Origin of the sequence: Methanoculleus horonobensis (assembly GCF_001602375.1) — an archaeon.
Classification (GTDB): domain Archaea; phylum Halobacteriota; class Methanomicrobia; order Methanomicrobiales; family Methanoculleaceae; genus Methanoculleus; species Methanoculleus horonobensis.
The window spans coordinates 150,153-166,419 of the sequence record NZ_BCNY01000008.1; the positions used below are offsets into that span (position 1 = coordinate 150,153).

The following is a 16,267-nucleotide window of genomic DNA, read 5'->3' on the forward strand; positions in this document are numbered from 1 at the left end:
TTAATATTCCTTCAGCGGTCGTTCCCACCCGGTGTAGCCGCAGTAGATGCAGCAGTCCCCGTCACAGTGCCTGCATTTTTGCGGGGGCTGCGGCACCATCACGGTGCCTTTTTTGTTGCAGTACATGCATCCGAGCCCTTCGCAGTGGCAGCAGGTTTCGGGTGCGTACTCTACATTCTCATCAGACATGCACTTTCTCTCCTGAAGTTACTATGAGGCGGGCGAAGGTGACAAAGGTTGTCATGGAGGTCGGGCACGCACCCAAAAAAAAGGTATTTAGTGGGTGCGCGGCGAACCACTATTCAGGAGAGAAGAGGGGCGGAACAATCCGGGCTCCCGCGCCTGATTGATCTGCTCCGGAAGGTAGCCGCACGATGTACCACATTATCTCGATCCGCGATTTTGAAAGGAGCGATCTCGATTGCCTGCTCGACCGGGCGCAGGAGTTCGATACCGGCAAGTACCAGCCAGGAATGCTTGACGACAAACTCGTGGCGCTTCTCTTCTTCGAGCCCAGCACCAGGACAAGAATGTCGTTCGCGACGGCCATGGCCCGGCTCGGCGGGAGGACGATCAGCGTCGACTCCGTGGAAGCGAGTTCCATCGTCAAGGGAGAGACGCTCGCAGACACCATCCGGGTGATAAGCAGTTACGTGGACGCCATCGTGCTCAGGCACCCGAAGGAGGGGGCGGCCCGGCTCGCAAGCGAGTTCGCCACGGTGCCGGTCATCAACGCCGGCGACGGCGCGGGGCAGCACCCGAGCCAGACGCTGCTCGACCTCTACACCATCAGGCAATCGATGCCGGTCGACGGGATCGACGTCGGGCTTTTAGGGGATCTCCGCTACGGCAGGACTGCACACTCGCTGGCGCTCGCCCTCTCCCTCTACGGCGTCACGCTGCACACGATTGCACCGGGAGGGCTCGAGATGCCGGCAAACATAGCCCTCGAACTCAGGGAGCGCGGCATGGAGGTCGTCGAGCACGAGAACGTCGAGGAGGCGATCCGGGAACTCGACGTCCTCTACGTGACGAGAATCCAGCGCGAACGGTTCCCGGACTCGGCATCCTACTACAACGTCGCGTCCAGTTACCGGATCACGACCGACCTTCTCGACGGTGTGAAAGAGCGGCTGATGATCCTCCACCCGCTCCCGCGCGCGGGTGAGATCGACCCGGCGGTGGACCGCACGCCGTATGCGCGCTACTTCGAGCAGGCGAGGAACGGCGTGCCCATCAGGATGGCGCTCCTCCACGAGGTGATGAAGTGACCAGAAAAGACCCGTCGGGCGGGCTGCTCGTCAGCCCCATCAAGAACGGCACCGTCATCGACCATATCACGGCCGGCGAGGCGCTGAACGTCCTGCGGATCCTCGGCATCACCGGGTCGACTCCGGAATGCCTGAGCATCGCGACGAACGTCGGGAGCAAACGGATGGGGAAGAAGGATATCGTCAAGATCGAGAACCGCGAGCTCCGCACGGAGGAGGTCGACCGGATCGCCCTGCTTGCGCCGCAGGCGAAGATCAACATCATCCGCGACTACAAGGTCGTGGAGAAGAAGGGCGTGGAGATCCCGGAGGTCATCAGGGGCGTGGTCAGGTGCCCGAACCCCGGCTGCATCACGAACACGAACGAGCCTGTCGCGAGCACGTTCGAGGTGCTCGACAAGGGGCTGCACTGCCTCTACTGCGACTGGCTGATCAAGGACGATATCGCAAACCACATCATCTGATCAGGCGTCCGTGCCGGTCGATCTCCCCCCGGCAGATCCGGGTGCTCGAGATCCGCCGACCGTCCTCGGCGAGGACGCATGAGATCTCGTGAAGGTCCACCTTTCTCTTTCCGCGCTCGCGCCGGAGTTCGTTGATCACCACGGCGACCGGGAAGGTCTCTTCGGAGACGACGAGGATATCGAAGTCGGCGTCGAGGGCGCTGCCGTAGCGGTCAACGAGCGGTTCGACCTTCCACGTTGCGGTGTAGCCGTGTTCGCGAATGAACAACGTGATGTTCTCGAGCCGTTTTTCGTAGGTGTGGACGGGATGCACCTTTGCACCGGCAAACTCGTCGGTCGTCAACCCGATGGTCACCTCACCATCAGGCCCGGCGAGCTCGAAGGAACGGGCGAGGAGTTTCCGGTGCCCGGCATGCAGGGGATCGAACGTCCCCCCGACCATCACTTTCATTCAGAGGCGTTTGCCGCGAGGGGTTTTATGGGTAGTGATCGGTGGGGTGGGCGGGTGAGGGATGTTAGAGAAGGCCCTTTAGTGATCATACTCCCGCGTTGATCATCCAACCCGCACACAGGTTTCCATTGGATATCGCCATGACTGCCCCCGCCCCGTGGGGCGGGGAACGATGCTCCGCTAGGAGCGGAGTTGAAGCACCGAAGGTGCGAATGAGGAGGCCGAAGGCCGGGTGGGGTGGGGTCATAGGCTAATACCTAGGTAGAGACAGGGGAGGGAGGCGAGCCCCCCTCCCCGTCAGCCCCTCCCCAATGGCGATATCCCCACGGTCCACTGTACGTGACTTCTCGACGCTTGAAGTCTCAATAGCCGCATCAGCGCCAACCTGCTGCCTGAACCCCGGACTCCGCCACAGGTCGCATACGGCGCCCACCCGCCCCTCCCCTTACCCCCGATGGAGAACATTTTGTATCGCCGCAACCAATAGTAGACTCACTATGGAGAGCGGAACGGTTGTGGGGAACCGCGTCTTTATCGCAGAGAACGCAACAGTCATCGGAGACGTGAGCCTCGGCGACGACGTGGGCGTCTGGTTCGGCGCCGTTGTCCGGGGGGATCGGGATACGATCACGGTCGGAACAGGCTCGAACATCCAGGACAACGCCGTCGTCCACACCACGCCCGGGTTTCCGGTCACCATCGGTGCGGAGGTCTCGGTCGGCCACGGCGCCATCCTGCACGGCTGCACCATTCGCGACCGGGTGCTCGTCGGGATGGGCGCCGTCGTCCTGAACGGCGCGGTGATAGGGGAGGGCTCCATCATCGGCGCCGGCGCGGTGGTGACGGAGGGAAAGGAGATCCCGTCAAACTCGCTCGTCCTCGGCGTGCCCGGCAAAGTGATCAGGGAGACGACGGCCGAGCAGCAGGAGAGCATCCTCCACAACGCGCGCGAATACGTCAAACTCTCCGGGAGATACCGCCATGACTGAGGTCGTCGTCATCGGCGCCGGGGTCGCGGGCATCCAGGCGGCGCTCGACCTTGCCGACCACAACATCCACGTCCACCTCATCGAGCGCGAACCGACCATCGGCGGACACATGGCCCAGCTCGACAAGACGTTCCCCACGAACGACTGCTCGATGTGCATCCTCTCTCCGAAGATGGTCGAGGTGGCCCGGCACCCAAACGTCACCATCCACACCTGCTCCGAGGTCGAGGGGATCGAGGGCGAGGTGGGGAACTTCCTCGTCCGGGTCAAAAAGCACCCCCGCTACGTCCTCGAGGACGAGTGCAACGGCTGCGGGGACTGCGTCGCGATCTGCCCGGTGGAGGTCTACAACCGGTTCGACGCCGGTATCGGCGTCCGTAAGGCGATCTACAAGCCCCACGCCCAGGCGGTTCCCGACATCGTCGTCAAGGATAAGGAGCACTGCATCGAGTGCGGGCTCTGCTACGACGTCTGCGGGAAAGAGGCAATCCTTCGCGAGGACGAAGAGCGCCTGATCGAGATCAAGGCTGCAAGCATCGTCGTCGCGACCGGGTATGCGACATTCGATGCCAAAAACAAGGCGCAGCTCCGCTACCTCATCATCCCCGACGTCATCACGAGCCTCGAGTTCGAGCGAATGATCAACGCAAGCGGCCCGACAGGCGGCAAACTGAAGAGGCTCTCGAACGGCAAGCCCCCCCGGAGCGTGGCGTTCGTCCAGTGTGTCGGCTCCCGCGACCTCTCTGTCGGCCGCCCCTACTGCTCCGGCGTCTGCTGCATGTACGCGATGAAGAACGCCACGCTCATCCGCGAGAAGAACCCCGATATCGAGGTCACCGTCTTCTACAACGACATCCGCGCATACGGCAAGGGCTACGAGGAGTACTACGAGCGGGCGAGGAGTCTCGGGGTCAGGTTCGTCCGCGGGTTCCCCGGCGAAGTGCTCGAGGAGAACGATCACCTGACGATGGTCGCGGAGAACACCGAGACCGGCGAGGTGGAGACGTTCCACCCGGACCTGGTCGTGCTCTCCGTCGGGCTCGAACCGGCTGCGGGAGCGGACGAGGTTGCCCGGATGCTCGGCATCCCACGGGACGAGTCCGGGTTCTTCGGGGTCGCCGACCAGAAACTCGGCCCCGTGCTCACGGTGAAGCCCGGGATCTACGTGGCAGGAACGGCCACCGCGCCGAAGGACATCCCCGACTCCGTCACGATGGGTGAGGCGGCGGCCATGCGGGCGTTCCTCGACACGATCAGGGTGGGATGAGCATGCCGGAAGGGGGAGATCCCTACACCATCGCGTGGGATGCAGAGAACGAGTGCATCCTCTACATCGACCAGACCCTGCTCCCCGGCCGATACGAGCAGATGCGGTGCGCGACCGTCGACGACCTCGCCCGGGCGATCCGGAGACTCGAGATCCGGGGAGCGCCGGCGCTCGGGATTGCCGGCGCGATGGGCGTGGCGCTCGCCGCCGTCCGGAGCAGAGAGACAGACCTTAAACGGTTCTCGGGCGAGGTCGGCCGGGCGGGAGACCTTCTCGCGGGCACCCGGCCGACCGCGGTGAACCTCGCGTGGGGGATCGACCGCGTGCTACGGAAGATAGCGCTGGCCGCATCGGTCGCGGAGGCGAAGAGCATGGCGGTCGCCGAGGCGAACGCCGTCGCCGAGGAGGACGAACTGACCTGCCGGAGGCTCGGCGGGTTCGGCGAAGAACTCTTCCCGGAGAGGTGCACGGTGCTCACCCACTGCAACGCGGGAGCGCTCGCCTGCCGCTGCTGGGGGACGGCGCTCGGGACGATCCGGTCGGCGATTGCCGCCGGAAAAGACGTGCGGGTGATCGCCTGCGAGACCCGGCCGCTCAACCAGGGCTCAAGGCTCACCTGCTGGGAACTTGCCCGGGACGGGGTCGACGTGACCCTCATCCCCGACTCGTCGGCGGCATACCTGATGCGGAAGGGGATGATCGACCTCGTCGTCGTCGGTGCGGACCGGATCACGGGTGACGCGGTCTTCAACAAGATCGGAACCTACATGCATGCCGTCGCCGCTCATCACCACCGGATCCCGTTCTATGTCGCGGCGCCCGTCTCGACGTTCGACCTCTCCCGGAGGGAGACGGATATCACCGTCGAAGAGCGGGATCGCTCCGAACTCACCTACTGCGGCGATAAAAGGCTCGCGCCCGAGAGTGTGAACGTGCTCAACTACGCCTTCGACGCCACCCCGCTCGATCTCGTCGATGCGATCGTCACCGAGATCGGGGTGCTCCGGCCGCCGTATACGGAGTCGTTCCGGCTGGTCGGGATTGATGGGGAGACCAGACCATGAGTCTCTTCGATTCCGAGATCTGGATTCAGCTGATGACCATCATCGGGGAGGTCACGTTCTTCCTCATCCTCGGGATGCTGCTTGCCGCAGTGGCCCTCGCGATCATCGCCGCCGCCTCGATAACCAGGGGAAAGTTCTACTTACCACGGATCCTGATACCCGGCATGGTCCTTTTAGAGGGGCTCGTGAAGGCGTTCTGCAAACTCCTCGGGCTGGACGACAAGGATCTCATCACGTTCTTCATAACGCTTCGAAACACCATGAACACGAAGGCCTTCTCCGAGACGCCCGTCGAGCAGCGGGCGGTCTTCCTGCCCCAATGCCTGCGGTCGGCGCAGTGTCCGGCACACCTGACGCCGGAAGGCCTCAAGTGCCGCAACTGCGGCCGTTGTTCGGTCGGGGAGAACACGGTGTGGCTTGAAAAAATCGGGTACCGGGTCTTCATCGTCCCGGGCTCGACGTTCATCAAACGGATGGTCAAGAAGTATCATCCGCGGGCGATCATCGGCGTCGGCTGCCTCATGGAGGTAAAGGACGGGATCGATATGTCCGACCGGACAGGGGTCGTCGCTATCGGTGTCGTGAACGTAAAAGACGGGTGCGTGGAGACGATAGCGGACTGGGCCGCGGTGAGAGATGCCGCCCTGCTCGGCATCAAACACACATCAGGTTCCGTAGACTTTCACGGCCCTGCCGAATAGACGCTCGCTGGTGACCTTGCCGTAGACGAAGATCGTCTCGTCGCTGTTCACGGCACCGACACTGACCCCCGGCCGGAGGGTGACGTTGCCCCCTGCCTTGATCGAATGGAGGCACGCGTTGTCGCAGATGGTGGCGGCCTCCAGAACCCTGACCGGCCCTTTTATCCTGGCGTCATGGCCGATGACGATGCTCTCGGCCTCGACGAACCCGCCGACCGTCGAGCCGGGCCCGAGTTCGAGGCGGCCGGCAACGACCATATTGCCCCAGACGTGCGTCTCGGCAGGGGTGATGAAATTCCCATCTATCTTCACGTTTCCGTCAAAAAAGGAACCTTTCGGTGCTATATACGTGTCCCCGTGCCGGTAAACTTTCATGAAGATCTCCTGGATAACAGCTCGGCCCATAACCTGATAAAATTATCAGTACGTTTGTCCGGAGATTGCAGGGCTGCATCTGTTTTTGCCGGATATTTACATCGTCGGCTGAGGCAGGAGAGATACCTGTGCTGGCCACAGCCCGGCAACCCGGGAACGCGGCGGAACCTATCGCCCCCATCCCGCCCGGCCTTCGGCCTCCTCATTCGCACCTTCGGTGCTCAAACTCCTGCTGTTCCAGCAGTCGTTCCCCGCCCCGAGGGGCGGGGGCAGTGAGTGGCGATAGGCGATGGTTCGGAGAACCGGAGCTAGAGCACCGAAGGTGCGAAGCCGATGGGAGGCCGTGTACGTTTCTTCCTCAGGTTCTCCCCGTGCAGTGGACTATGAGGATATCGCCATTGGGGGAACGACGTCCTGAAAGGACAGAGTTCGAGCACCAAAGGTGCAAAGAGGGGCTGACGGGGAGTGCGACGGTTCGTAGAACCGGAGCTCGACCACCGTCAGGTGCGAGGTGCGAACGGAGTGAGCATGAGAAACTCGAAGAGTTTCGAGGGGGGAGCATCCCCCTCCCCTGTCTCCGCCCAGCCCGGTCATCTGTAGCCCGCAGTCCAACAGGGTAAAAACATCGGACCGCCGGGGTCCTCACGTTCATATCACCGCGGCAATCGCAAAGACCGCAAGCGCGGCAAACATGCCAGCCCGCAGGATCGATGTCGCATTGGACTCCCGGACGCAGCCCGGCATCGTGCATGAAAGACCCCGGAAAGCCCCGAAGAGGATGACGAGATCCACGACCCCGATGCCGGCGAGATAAAAGAGGCTCCACCAGTCGCCGAAGGGGAGGAGGCTCACCATCACGGCGCCGCAGGCGCAGGCGAACGCGACGATTCCCGTCCGCCGGACGCCGACGATCATGGGGAGAGTGCGTGCGCCTCCCGCCGCATCCCCGTCGACGTCTTCTGCATCTTTCAAGAGTTCCCTTGCGATGGTCGCCAGGAACGTGATCGCCGCGAGCGAGAGGTTCCGGACGAGCCCCTCGATGCCCGCAAACGCTCCGCCGAAGAGGAAGACGCTCCCCGTCAGGTAGGCGACGGCCGCGTTGCCGAGGACGGGGATGCGCTTCAGCCGGACGGCGTAGGCAATCAGAATGCTTGAGTTTATGACGGTGATCGCAAGGCAGAGCGGCGGCGTCAGGGTAGCAATCGCGATGCCCCCGATAAAGAGCGCCGCTGCATACGCCCTTGCGCCGGCAAGGCTGATCTCGCCTGCCGGTATGGGGCGGTCGGGACGGTTGATCCGGTCGATCTCAACGTCGCAGACGTCGTTGATGACGTTCCCGCCGGCGGTGATGAGCGCGGCGATCGCGGCGAGCATGAGCGACGGCAGCGTGAGCGTCCCGGTGGCGATGAGATAGCCGATGAGCGCGGTAAGGCCGGCAACGACGGCGTTGTGCGGACGGGTAATCCGGATGAATGCGGAGACGCTCATTCTCGAAGAGTTAGGTTCTCGGGGGGAGGATAAATAACCAGAGGATTCGTCCGGAGCAGAATTGAGAGAAACAGCGGGCTTGGGGGGATTTGAACCCCCGGCATTCAGCTTAGGAGGCTGACGCCATGTCCGGGCTAGGCCACAAGCCCATACTTCGGAGTAAAAGTATTGCTCATGAGAAGGTATAAGGGTATCGAGCATCCACCTTTCCGGGAAGCATGGACGTTGTCGAGGTTACCGAAGGGAGAACCAGGTTTTTCGTATCCAGACAGGATCCTCATCTCCAGTTCCCGCCGGGAAGCGGCCAGGTCTTTTATAACACGCGCATGGAGATGAACCGGGATGCCACCGTCCTCCTGCTCGCCGTGCTGAAGCCACAAAGTTACCTCGACGCGATGGGTGCGTCCGGTGCCCGGGGCCTCCGAGTAGCGCACGAGGTCGGGATACCGGTGACGATCAACGACTGGAACGCGAAAGCGGTCGATCTTGCCCGGCAGAACGTGGAGGCGCTGGGTCTCGCCGCCGAGGTGACCCACGGGGATGCGAACGTGCTGATGAGCGGGAGAACGTTCGATGCCGTCGACCTCGATCCATTCGGGACGCCGGCGCCGTTCGTCGACTCCGCGGCACGGTGCGCCGGGAACTACCTCTTTGTCACCGCCACCGACACCGCGCCGCTCTGCGGGGCGCACCTGAAGGCAGGCATGCGCCGTTACTTCTCCCGGCCCCGGAACACCGAGTACCACCCCGAGGTCGGCCTCCGGACGCTCCTCGGGTTCGTGGTGCGCGAGGTGATCAAGTACGACCGCGGGGTGGAACCTGTCTTCTGCTACGCGCACGAGCACTTCCACCGCCTGCACCTCCGGCTCCGCTACGGGGCGGCGGCGGCCGACCGGGCGCTTGCGCGGATCGGTTACGTGATGCAGTGTCCAAACTGCCACTACCGCTCCGAACAAACCGGAATGCTCCCCGAACCGGAAGAGTGCCCGCTCTGCGGCGCGAATCTCGTGCCGGTCGGCCCTCTCTGGACGGGGAGGATCAACGACGACGCGACGCTTGCCGCGATGCAGGAGGCCCTGCCGTCGGTAACGGCCGGAACCGGAGCGCGGATCGGCCGGCTGCTCGCGACCTGCCGGCAGGAGCTCGATACGTCGAGCCACTACGACTACCACGTCATTGCAAAACACCTGCGGGTCTCCCCCGGCAGGATCGAGACGGTCATCGAGCGGCTTGTAGCCCTCGGCTACCGGGCAAGCCGCGCACATTACTCCGGCACCGCCCTCAAGACCGATGCACCGCTCCCGGTTCTCGAAAAAGTGGTCAGCGGCGGGTGACGACGGTGAGGACGTCCCCGTCCGCGAGTTTGTGGGTGAGTCCGACACGCTGCGCGTCGTGTTTGGCCGAGTTGCCCCAGACCTTCGCGTAGCGGAATTTGTCCGCGAAGTCCCGGTGGAGGCGGTTGCAGACGTCTTCGACCGTTGCCGGGCTCCGGATGATCAGCGGTTCGTCCATATCCGCGGGACCGCCGACCGGCTTTAAGTAGACCCGCATGAACTCCAGATTTTCGAAGATGGCGTCTTTTAAGTCTTCGATGCGGTAGCCGCTGTGCGCCGAGACCATGATGGGGGGCTCCCCGAACCGTTCGGTCAGTTCTTCCTCGATACCCGCCCGGGTCTTTTCGTCCACGAGGTCGACCTTGTTGACCGCGATGAAGGCCGGAACGTAGACCCGGTTCCCGATCATCGCGTCGATGAAGTCATCCTGGCTGACTTCGTTCCGTATCAGGACGTCCGCGTTGACGATCTTGTTCTCCGCGAGGATCGAGCGGACCTCCTCGACATCGAGGTCGACGGCGCCGACGGTGTTCAGCCGGATACCGCCGTTCCCGGCTTTCTTGATGGTGATGTCGGGTTTAGGGCGGTTGATCCGGATACCGGCGTCGTGGAGCTCGCGGAGAAGAACGTTTGTGTGCTTCTCGTTGAAGACGTCGACTAAAACCAGGATCAGGTCGGCGCTCCGGACGACGGCGATGACCTCTTTCCCGCGGCCCTTGCCCATGGCGGCGCCGGCGATCAGGCCGGGGATATCCAGGATCTGGATCTTCGCACCCCGGTGCTCCATCGAGCCAGGGATGACGGAGACGGTCGTGAAGGCATAGGCCGCCGTCTCGCTGATATCATTGCCGGTAAGCCTGTTGAGCAGCGTACTCTTTCCGACGGACGGGAAGCCGACCAGGACGACGGTGGCGTCCCCCGACTTCTTCACGGAGTAACCCTCGCCCCCTCCGGCGGAGGCCATCGCCCGGGCTACTGCTTCATCACGGATCTTCGCGAGTTTTGCCTTGAGGCGACCGATGTGTTTGGAGGTCGCCTTGTTGTACGGGGTATTCTTGAGTTCGTCCTCTATTTCCCGTATCTGCTCTTCGACACTGCTCATTGCTGCCGATACACGTATGTTGGGAAGCTACTTATGGGTGTCTGTGATGAAAATCACGAAGCGAAGGGAAAATTCCGGCCCGTATCGGGCTTAGATTGCCCGGCCGCCGGCATGAACGGAGAAGGCGGAGCGCGAGACAGGTTTAAATAGGATAACGGCCAATAATTTAGAGCACGTTGGTGCAATGCGCTGCTATAGTGTAGACCGGCCAATCATGCAGGACTCTCACTCCTGCGACTGGGGTTCGAATCCCCATAGCAGCATACTGTTCTAGGGGCAAACGCCCGCTTTTGCACCGCTACCCGAGATAGAGACGATTCCATGCACCACCCTCCCGACAGCGACCGGCCGACCCAGAAATATCTCGGGAACCGCGGCCTTATCGTCCTGATTGCTCTCCTCTCCGCCTTCGTCCCGCTCTCGACCGACCTCTACCTCCCCGCCCTTCCCGGCATGGGCGAATACTTCGGCGTCTCCGCCGGCCTCACCAACCTGACGCTGATCCTCTTCTTCCTCTTCTTCAGCCTCGGGCTGCTCTTCTGGGGGCCGCTCTCTGATCGGTACGGCCGACGGCCCGTCCTCCTGGTCGGACTTGCCCTCTACATCGCCGCAAGCGCCGGGTGCGTGACATCGTGGGATGTCTGGCATCTCATCGCCTTCCGCATCCTCCAGGCCGTCGGCGGCAGCGCCGCCTCCGCGGTCGCTATGGCGATGGTCAAGGACGTCTACGACGGGAGAACGAGGGAGTCGGTGCTCGCGATAGTCCAGTCCATGGTCGTCATCTCGCCCGCCGCCGCCCCGGTTCTCGGGGCGTTCATGCTCCCCTACACCTCGTGGCGGGGCCTCTTCGCGGCGCTCGCCCTCATCGGCGTCGTCTCGATGGCCGGCGCCCTCCTCCTCCAGGAGACCATCCCCTCGCGGTATAACGGCACTATGGCACAGTCCGTCCGCCGGCTCGGCGTCGTGCTCAAAAACCCCGGCTTCGCCTCGCTCCTCGTCGTATTCTCTCTCGTGAGCACCGCATCGCTCGCGTTCGTCTCCGCATCGTCGTATATCTACCAGGATGGGTTCGGGCTCTCGGAGCAGTGGTACAGTTTCTACTTCGCCCTCAACGCCGTCGGCCTGATAGCGGGCCCGTTCCTCTACCTCTGGCTCTCCCGGCACGCGAGCCGCCGCTCGATCGTCGGAGCCGGGTTTGCCGTCATGGTCGGCAGCGGGGTGCTCGTCTGCCTCTTCGGGAGCATGGGGCCGCTACTTCTCGCCCTTGCCCTCTTCCCGGCCTCGCTGATGGGGAGCTCCGTCCGGCCGGCGGGTGCGTTCCTGATGCTCGACCAGCAGAAGGAGGATACCGGCTCTGCATCCGCCCTGATCAACTGCGCAGGCCTCGTCTTCGGCAGCGGCGGGATGGTTCTCGTCTTCCTTGCCGGGGAGAGCCTCGTTCTCGGCCTCGGGGCGATCAACGTGGCGGTCGGGGCGGTCTGCCTCGCAGGGTGGGCGGCGATCGGGAGACAGGGGCTGGTGAAGTTCTGAAATGATCCTGAAGTACACCCCACCAAAGAAGAAACTCTCGGATATCATCAAAGAATTCGGGCCGAACCCCGCGCTGGCCGCATCGGTCGCGGAAGCCTCGCATGAGATGAGACGATCTTACGAAAGGTCGACTTCGATTCCGACGCTTGACACCCCCCCTGCTCGTCGACCTGATCCGGCACGACCCGGAGGCGATGAGAACGCTCGCGGGCGGCTCTATCCTCACACGATTTTACACCGCCGGCACCAGCAGTCCGGTGTCGCGGAACTTTCACATATCCGGCCTATCGGTTCTGCAAGGCTCCTCGACCCCGTAACCTTCGAGCGAGAGAACCTTTGCAGGGCGAGCGGCTCCGGAGAAGATTGCTAAAAAGGCAATTGACAAAATTAATCCCGCGTGACTCCGATCTTCTGAAAAGGGGTTTTGTCATGGGTCGGGATCTTGATACGCGGTTCTCGCAGTTGCTTGAGGCGATAGCAGAGCATGAAAATACAACCGTTGAGATGCTGGGGAAAACATTCGCATCTAAAGAGATCGAGAATCGAAGAACGTTTTATCCTCAATTGAAGCAGGTTCTCTTGGAACAGGAACTGGATATTGCTGAGTTCAAAAAGATCATAACAAACTGCTGGGCATCCGGAAGCAGATTTGACATCATCCAATTCGGAAGGTTCACCAAAGAAAAGGATGCCAATGTTCTGATTCAAACACTTATCAAGAATTTCCCACAAGACGATGCCGAAGCGGCCGCCCGAATTGATGCGTTTACCACCGAAGCAGTACGCCTTGGATATCAGGACAAAAAAGGTTCACCGAACGGATCTGCAGCAGCAGCATTGTGCAGCGTTCTACTGACTGCTCTCTTCCCAGAAAGGTTCGTTGACTACAGGCAGTCGCGGTGGAGAGATTTTGCACAGAAGGTAGGCTACGACATTTCTTTTCCAGCCACTGGGAGTTATGGTCAGGGCATAGTATGGGCCGGACAATTTGCGGCAGACCTTGCTGAAACCAGAACATTCCGGCGGACATGGAATGTCGAAAACCCCTTATGGGCGGTCGCGGGCATTGCCTGGGTATTGCCCGGATTAAAATTAGGTGAGAGCAATCCTATGCCAGACATAAACGAAGATGACGAAATAACAACCCTGCTGAGGCACAAAAAACAGGTCATCCTGTACGGCCCTCCGGGCACGGGAAAGACATTTCGTGCAAATAACTACATCAAATGTCTCAATACCCATGACTATGAGGTTCATGAGGACTCGCTTCTTGATCAACAGAGCTTCTCTTTGACTATTTATGAGCCAAGAGACGGCCAGATCCCGAACTTGACTCCAGGAACACGTTTCGTGTACGACTGGAAAGGAAGGCGAAACTGGCAGACGTACTTTGATGAACTCCAGGAAGGCGACGTGGCGCTGGCATATAACGCCGTTAAGTTGCGTCGCTTCACGACTGTGGTTAGGTGTACCCGGAAAGAAGCGGATTCCATAGAGTTTGAAGTCATTCAGCAGTTTAACGGCCCGTCCTTTGAGGACATGAAGAATGACTCCGGATTGAAAGAGTCCGATATTGTGCGAACGAAAATGGCATTCGGCCTAAAACGGCTGAGTCAGCTCGAACTGCAACGAATTATCGCTCTTTCGGAAGGCCTGACATACGAATCGCTCGGTATCGAACTGAAGAAAATCAGGGAGACCATTCCAAACAAAGAGTTCGTCACTTTTCACCCTTCCTTCGGCTACGAGGATTTCATCGAAGGTCTTCGTCCGCTCACCACCGACGACGGCACCCTCACCTACCGCGTGGAGGACGGCATCTTCAAGACGCTGTCCCGCCGTGCATTCAACGTTCTCGCGGAAATGGCGGGGATTGAAGGGCGATGGAACGAATCCAGGAGCATCCCGCACCTTGACGATACGGAGAAGAAAGAACTACTGAAAACTGCACCGGAGGTTCCCTTCTACCTCATCATCGACGAGATCAACCGCGGAGACATCTCCAGAATCTTCGGAGAACTGATCACGCTCCTTGAGGCCGACAAACGTTACTGCGGAGAGAATGAGATCACGACAACCCTCCCCTACTCCAAAGAGAAGTTCGCAATCCCGCCGAACCTCTACATCATCGGCACGATGAACACCGCCGACAAATCGATATCGCTCGTCGACGCCGCGCTCCGGCGCAGGTTCGGTTTCATCGAGATGATGCCCAACTACAGTGTTCTCAGAAGCCTCCCAGATGATAAAGACGATGAGATCGGGGAAATCGTCGATACCGCTACGGATGCCCTGGAAGCGATCAACAGGAGAATTGCAGGAAATTATGACCGGGATCACCAGATGGGTCACAGTTACCTGATGAAAGTGAAGAATGCCGGATCGCGCGACGATGCGCTTGAGATGCTACGCTTCGCGTGGTACCACGAGATCGTGCCCCTCCTTCAGGAATACTACTACGACGCGCCCGCCCGATTCAACGAGGTTATCGGGAGCAAATTCATCAAACTCTCCCCGGACGAGTGCAGTTTTGAAATCCGGGAGAGGCTATACGGCGACGAGTTCCTCATGGCAGTCGAAGCGCTTGCGAACGGGAACCGTGAACAGGGACAGGCCGAACCAGATGAGTGAGAATCAATCGACAGCAACCCTCTTTGAGTATCAGAAGTACCCGTACGAATCCTCAAAGACGGATTCGTTCAAAGAGGGAACCCTTCACCTGACAGACAAGACCATCGAGCTGCTGGACTCCCTGAACAGCAAAAGGCCCATCCTTGAGATCGGTAGAAACACGATAAAACCGTTGAATTATGTCGGAGTAGTAAGAGTTAACGGCTTCACCGTTCAGATCCTCCCCAAACTCTTTGCACAGGAGAGTTGCCCGGAGCAGAAGACACTGGCAGCTGCGAATCTCCTCAAGATGCTTTTTCATACGGAAAACGTTCCCATCACCGAAGTGGACCCGGCAGGTCTCGATCTCAGGAAGATGGATCTCTTTGAAGTATTCATTCACCTCTTTGCAAAGAACCTGCTGAATACGATAAAGATCTCACTGAAGAGAGAATATATCACCAACTCGGATGAACTCCGCGTAGTTCGGGGACGGATAGACTTTCAGCACCACATAAACCCCGCTCGGATGCATATCATCCCCTGTCGATACCACGAACTCTCGGTCGACAACCTCCTGAACCGAACCCTCAGGTATACCTGTTACCTGATGTCCAGGACGGTCTCGGACTTTACGACGATTCGGCTGCTCCGTTCGATCGTCAACCTCCTCGATCCAGTAACGCTGACGCCGGTCTCTGTAGCAGAGATCGACCGTATCACATTCTCCCGGCTCAACCGCATCTTCGAACCCTATATCCGGATGTGCAGGATATTCCTCTCGAGATCTTCCCTCACCTTGCAGGCTTCAAAGGTCGAATTTTTCTCCCTGCTGATCCCGATGGAGAGGCTGTTTGAAGAGTTTGTTAGCACAGTCCTTGCAGAAGATCCGACCTACTTCTTCGGGAGGTATGTACCGGTCAGATCGCAGGCAATCGTGGGCAGGCTTGTTAAAGATGCGAACGGGACAGAGTTATTCAACATGAAACCGGATATCGTCATCGGATACCCGCAGATTGAGGCAGTCATCGATACCAAGTATAAGCAGCTGGATTCGGGCGACCGGAAGTTGGGCGTCTCACAGGCGGATCTCTACCAGATGTATGCATATGCAGCGAAGACAAACGCCAGGAGGTGTATGCTCCTTTATCCGGAAGTGCTTTTTGAGCAGAAACAGGACTTCGCCCTCACAGTGCGTTCCGTGGAGGGGACGGACATGGATATTTTGCTCATGATCCGGGCTGTCCGGCTCTCCCACGACCTCAACCACCAGGACGGGTGGGAAGCGTTCCGTAGCGAACTCCGGGAGATTGTCAGACCGCTTATCGCGGAGCGGGAACCCCTGACAACGACAGAGTCCGGCAGGGCTGCCGCAGAAGGATGAATCTCGGGGTGTCCCGGCCCATCCCGGCCACTCACACTCTGCGTTAGGCGTTGCCCGGACAGGTACACCCCGGCCGGAGCCATCGGGGAACCGGAGAGAATCTCCCTTCAATCCGGGCATTCCGGAGCGGAACCGCGCCATCCTGAAGGCAGACAAGAACTCCCATCGGATTTGTCATGTAGAATCATTACAAAACCTATAAAGCAGATATGATCCCACGCTGTAAGGTTCATACCG

15 protein-coding genes and 2 tRNA genes are annotated in these 16,267 nt (G+C 60.3%); 11 read left to right on the top strand and 6 right to left on the bottom strand.

From position 1 onward, the window contains the following. Entirely contained in the window at positions 1-189 is a 189-nt protein-coding gene (locus tag MCUHO_RS12220) for a hypothetical protein (protein ID WP_084385864.1), read from the bottom strand. 185 nt (positions 190-374) lie between these two features. Between MCUHO_RS12220 and pyrB the strand changes: the two genes are divergently transcribed. Then, a complete protein-coding gene (gene pyrB / locus MCUHO_RS01915) occupies positions 375-1,271 on the top strand; it encodes an aspartate carbamoyltransferase (protein ID WP_067072762.1) in 897 nt (298 codons plus the stop codon). Next, positions 1,268-1,735, top strand: coding sequence for an aspartate carbamoyltransferase regulatory subunit (gene pyrI, locus MCUHO_RS01920; protein WP_067072764.1), 468 nt, complete (start codon positions 1,268-1,270; stop codon positions 1,733-1,735). The genes pyrB and pyrI overlap by 4 nt, the downstream gene beginning before the upstream one ends. Here the strand turns inward: pyrI and MCUHO_RS01925 are convergent. Beyond that, entirely contained in the window at positions 1,728-2,186 is a 459-nt protein-coding gene (locus tag MCUHO_RS01925; protein ID WP_067072766.1) for a phosphopantetheine adenylyltransferase, read from the bottom strand. The genes pyrI and MCUHO_RS01925 overlap by 8 nt on opposite strands. Positions 2,187-2,683: 497 nt before the next feature. Between MCUHO_RS01925 and MCUHO_RS01930 the strand changes: the two genes are divergently transcribed. The 4 genes from MCUHO_RS01930 to MCUHO_RS01945 are packed head-to-tail and all read left to right on the top strand — an operon-like array spanning position 2,684 to position 6,207. Beyond that, positions 2,684-3,175 carry a gamma carbonic anhydrase family protein gene (locus MCUHO_RS01930; protein WP_067072769.1) on the top strand — a complete coding sequence of 164 codons (492 nt, stop codon included), beginning with the start codon at positions 2,684-2,686 and terminating at the stop codon, positions 3,173-3,175. Continuing rightward, entirely contained in the window at positions 3,168-4,442 is a 1,275-nt protein-coding gene (locus tag MCUHO_RS01935) for a CoB--CoM heterodisulfide reductase iron-sulfur subunit A family protein (RefSeq protein ID WP_067072771.1), read from the top strand. Before MCUHO_RS01930 ends, MCUHO_RS01935 begins: the two co-directional genes overlap by 8 nt. A 2-nt stretch (positions 4,443-4,444) precedes the next feature. Further along, a complete protein-coding gene (gene mtnA, locus MCUHO_RS01940) occupies positions 4,445-5,506 on the top strand; it encodes an S-methyl-5-thioribose-1-phosphate isomerase (protein ID WP_067072773.1) in 1,062 nt (353 codons plus the stop codon). After that, positions 5,503-6,207 (top strand): DUF116 domain-containing protein, encoded by a 705-nt coding sequence (locus MCUHO_RS01945; RefSeq protein ID WP_067072775.1) that lies wholly within the window; start codon positions 5,503-5,505, stop codon positions 6,205-6,207. Before mtnA ends, MCUHO_RS01945 begins: the two co-directional genes overlap by 4 nt. Here MCUHO_RS01945 and MCUHO_RS01950 read toward each other — a convergent pair. The 3 genes from MCUHO_RS01950 to MCUHO_RS01960 form a co-directional block, all read right to left on the bottom strand. Next, positions 6,172-6,519, bottom strand: coding sequence for a polymer-forming cytoskeletal protein (locus MCUHO_RS01950; RefSeq protein ID WP_235808128.1), 348 nt, complete (start codon positions 6,517-6,519; stop codon positions 6,172-6,174). The genes MCUHO_RS01945 and MCUHO_RS01950 overlap by 36 nt on opposite strands. A 711-nt stretch (positions 6,520-7,230) precedes the next feature. Continuing rightward, positions 7,231-8,070 (bottom strand): geranylgeranylglycerol-phosphate geranylgeranyltransferase, encoded by an 840-nt coding sequence (locus MCUHO_RS01955; RefSeq protein ID WP_067072777.1) that lies wholly within the window; start codon positions 8,068-8,070, stop codon positions 7,231-7,233. Positions 8,071-8,144: 74 nt separating this feature from the next. Further along, positions 8,145-8,219: transfer RNA gene (locus tag MCUHO_RS01960), tRNA-Arg, on the bottom strand. A 69-nt stretch (positions 8,220-8,288) separates the two neighbouring features. Here MCUHO_RS01960 and MCUHO_RS01965 point away from each other — a divergent pair. After that, positions 8,289-9,404: a tRNA (guanine(10)-N(2))-dimethyltransferase gene (locus tag MCUHO_RS01965; protein ID WP_067072779.1), complete on the top strand. Its 1,116-nt coding sequence runs from the start codon at positions 8,289-8,291 to the stop codon at positions 9,402-9,404. Here the strand turns inward: MCUHO_RS01965 and MCUHO_RS01970 are convergent. Continuing rightward, on the bottom strand, positions 9,391-10,506 hold the full coding sequence (locus tag MCUHO_RS01970) for an OBG GTPase family GTP-binding protein (protein ID WP_067072781.1): 1,116 nt from the start codon (positions 10,504-10,506) through the stop codon (positions 9,391-9,393). The genes MCUHO_RS01965 and MCUHO_RS01970 overlap by 14 nt on opposite strands. Positions 10,507-10,694: 188 nt before the next feature. On the opposite strand from MCUHO_RS01970, the gene MCUHO_RS01975 reads away from it, so the two are divergent. The 4 genes from MCUHO_RS01975 to MCUHO_RS01990 all read left to right on the top strand — a co-directional run bounded on the left by MCUHO_RS01975 (position 10,695) and on the right by MCUHO_RS01990 (position 16,030). Beyond that, positions 10,695-10,769: transfer RNA gene (locus MCUHO_RS01975), tRNA-Glu, on the top strand. Between the two features lie 58 nt (positions 10,770-10,827). Then, complete coding sequence (locus MCUHO_RS01980; protein WP_067072783.1) at positions 10,828-12,036, top strand: Bcr/CflA family efflux MFS transporter; 1,209 nt, start codon at positions 10,828-10,830, stop codon at positions 12,034-12,036. A 378-nt stretch (positions 12,037-12,414) separates the two neighbouring features. Continuing rightward, positions 12,415-14,667, top strand: a complete 2,253-nt coding sequence (locus MCUHO_RS01985) for an AAA family ATPase (RefSeq protein ID WP_161485863.1) — start codon at positions 12,415-12,417, stop codon at positions 14,665-14,667. After that, complete coding sequence (locus MCUHO_RS01990; protein WP_067072787.1) at positions 14,660-16,030, top strand: McrC family protein; 1,371 nt, start codon at positions 14,660-14,662, stop codon at positions 16,028-16,030. Before MCUHO_RS01985 ends, MCUHO_RS01990 begins: the two co-directional genes overlap by 8 nt. Positions 16,031-16,267 lie beyond the last annotated feature (237 nt).

What these genes read in the sequence shown, in the direction of transcription:
- MCUHO_RS12220 (WP_084385864.1), bottom strand. Translation starts at nt 189, where the DNA reads ATGTCTGATGAGAATGTAGAGTACGCACCCGAAACCTGCTGCCACTGC.
- pyrB (WP_067072762.1), top strand. Translation starts at nt 375, where the DNA reads ATGTACCACATTATCTCGATCCGCGATTTTGAAAGGAGCGATCTCGAT.
- MCUHO_RS01925 (WP_067072766.1), bottom strand. Translation starts at nt 2,186, where the DNA reads ATGAAAGTGATGGTCGGGGGGACGTTCGATCCCCTGCATGCCGGGCAC.
- MCUHO_RS01930 (WP_067072769.1), top strand. Translation starts at nt 2,684, where the DNA reads ATGGAGAGCGGAACGGTTGTGGGGAACCGCGTCTTTATCGCAGAGAAC.
- MCUHO_RS01935 (WP_067072771.1), top strand. Translation starts at nt 3,168, where the DNA reads ATGACTGAGGTCGTCGTCATCGGCGCCGGGGTCGCGGGCATCCAGGCG.
- mtnA (WP_067072773.1), top strand. Translation starts at nt 4,445, where the DNA reads ATGCCGGAAGGGGGAGATCCCTACACCATCGCGTGGGATGCAGAGAAC.
- MCUHO_RS01945 (WP_067072775.1), top strand. Translation starts at nt 5,503, where the DNA reads ATGAGTCTCTTCGATTCCGAGATCTGGATTCAGCTGATGACCATCATC.
- MCUHO_RS01955 (WP_067072777.1), bottom strand. Translation starts at nt 8,070, where the DNA reads ATGAGCGTCTCCGCATTCATCCGGATTACCCGTCCGCACAACGCCGTC.
- MCUHO_RS01965 (WP_067072779.1), top strand. Translation starts at nt 8,289, where the DNA reads ATGGACGTTGTCGAGGTTACCGAAGGGAGAACCAGGTTTTTCGTATCC.
- MCUHO_RS01970 (WP_067072781.1), bottom strand. Translation starts at nt 10,506, where the DNA reads ATGAGCAGTGTCGAAGAGCAGATACGGGAAATAGAGGACGAACTCAAG.
- MCUHO_RS01980 (WP_067072783.1), top strand. Translation starts at nt 10,828, where the DNA reads ATGCACCACCCTCCCGACAGCGACCGGCCGACCCAGAAATATCTCGGG.
- MCUHO_RS01990 (WP_067072787.1), top strand. Translation starts at nt 14,660, where the DNA reads ATGAGTGAGAATCAATCGACAGCAACCCTCTTTGAGTATCAGAAGTAC.